General features: G+C 62.1%; 1 protein-coding gene. It reads left to right on the top strand.

The genetic code is table 11. The annotated features are described in order from the left end of the window. Positions 1 to 238: 238 nt before the first annotated feature. A complete protein-coding gene (locus M653_RS0131080; protein ID WP_027146776.1) occupies positions 239 to 1,288 on the top strand; it encodes a LacI family transcriptional regulator in 1,050 nt (349 codons plus the stop codon). The last annotated feature ends 141 nt before the right edge of the window (positions 1,289 to 1,429 follow it).

The following is a 1,429-nucleotide window of genomic DNA, read 5'->3' as shown; positions in this document are numbered from 1 at the left end:
GCTCAGGTAGTTAAATCGTCACTACGCCCTAGGAGCATGCTTCCCTCTGAATCCCAACGATTTTTCGCCACGCGGTTGACGATGTCTTTCCGTATCCGCCAGCACCCATTTTTACACCGATCGTGACAAGCTGTAACGTTTCAGTATATTGCTTCCAATGCAGATGACGCGCCATGGGAAGTGGCCGCAACATTGCCGGGCTGCCCGGCGGCTGCTATGCGCCTGATGGGCGGGACGGATGGACAGACAGCGCACGGACAAGGATGACGAGGCGACGGCACAGGAGCGACCGACGCTGAAGACGCTTGCCTTCATGACCGGCCTCGGCGTCACCACCGTCTCGCGCGCCTTGAAGGACGCGCCCGAGATCGGCGCCGAGACTAGGCGTCGTGTCCAGCTCGTGGCCAAGCAGATCGGCTATCGGCCGAACCGCGCCGGCGTGCGCCTGCGGACCGGCAAGACCAATGTCATCAGCCTCGTGCTCAACACCGAGCACGAACTCATGAGCTTTGTCTCCGACATCATCTATGGCGTGACGGAAGTCATTGCCGACACGCCCTACCACCTGATCGTTACACCCTATTCGCGCTCGCAGGATCCGCTGGATCCGGTGCGCTATCTCGTGGAGACCGGCTCCGCCGACGGCGTCATCATTTCGCGCACGCAGCCGAACGATCCCCGCGCCCGCTACATGCTGGAGCGCGGCATTCCCTTTGCCACGCATGGCCGTACCGATATGGGGCTGGTTCATCCCTATCATGATTTCGACAACTACGCCTTCGCGGCCGAGGCGGTGCGCCACCTCGCCGGCATGGGCCGCCGCCGGCTCGCTTTGGTAACGCCGCCGGTCGGTTTGAGCTACTACCGTCATACGGTCGACGGCTTTGCCGACGCGCTGAGTGAAGTCGGCGCCAGCGAGGTGCCGTTCAACACCGTCTCTATCGACCATTCGATCGAGCAGATCAGGATGAGGACGGCGCAGCTGATGCGGCGCGACATCAGGCCGGACGGCATCATCAGCAGTGCTGCAGCCGCGACGCTCGCTATCGTCGCCGGCATCGAGGATGCCGGCCTGAAGCTCGGCCGCGACGTCGACGTTGTGTCGAAGCAATCGTCGGAACTGCTGCATCTGTTCAGGCATGAATTGCTGGTCGTCAACGAAGACTTCCGGCTGGCCGGGTCCGAACTCGCCCGCTCGGTGCTCGGCTGGATCGGGGGTGCCGCGCCCGGCTCGCTGCAGAGCCTGAGCGAGCCGAAGGGCGTCGTGGCCTATCGGCGCTCCGACTGAGCATCGGCCCGGGTCGGAGCGCAAATCCGCATGCGTTTCGTGAAACAGTGAACCGTTCTAGGGCGTAGTGACGATTTAACGGGTTGGGATTCCCAAGGAAGGGCAAATCAGATTCAACGCTGATTTTTGGAGGTTAGCGAT

This window comes from Mesorhizobium sp. WSM3626 (assembly GCF_000513935.1).
Taxonomy (GTDB): Bacteria; Pseudomonadota; Alphaproteobacteria; order Rhizobiales; family Rhizobiaceae; genus Mesorhizobium; species Mesorhizobium salmacidum.
This window is presented reverse-complemented; position numbering and strand designations above follow the sequence as displayed.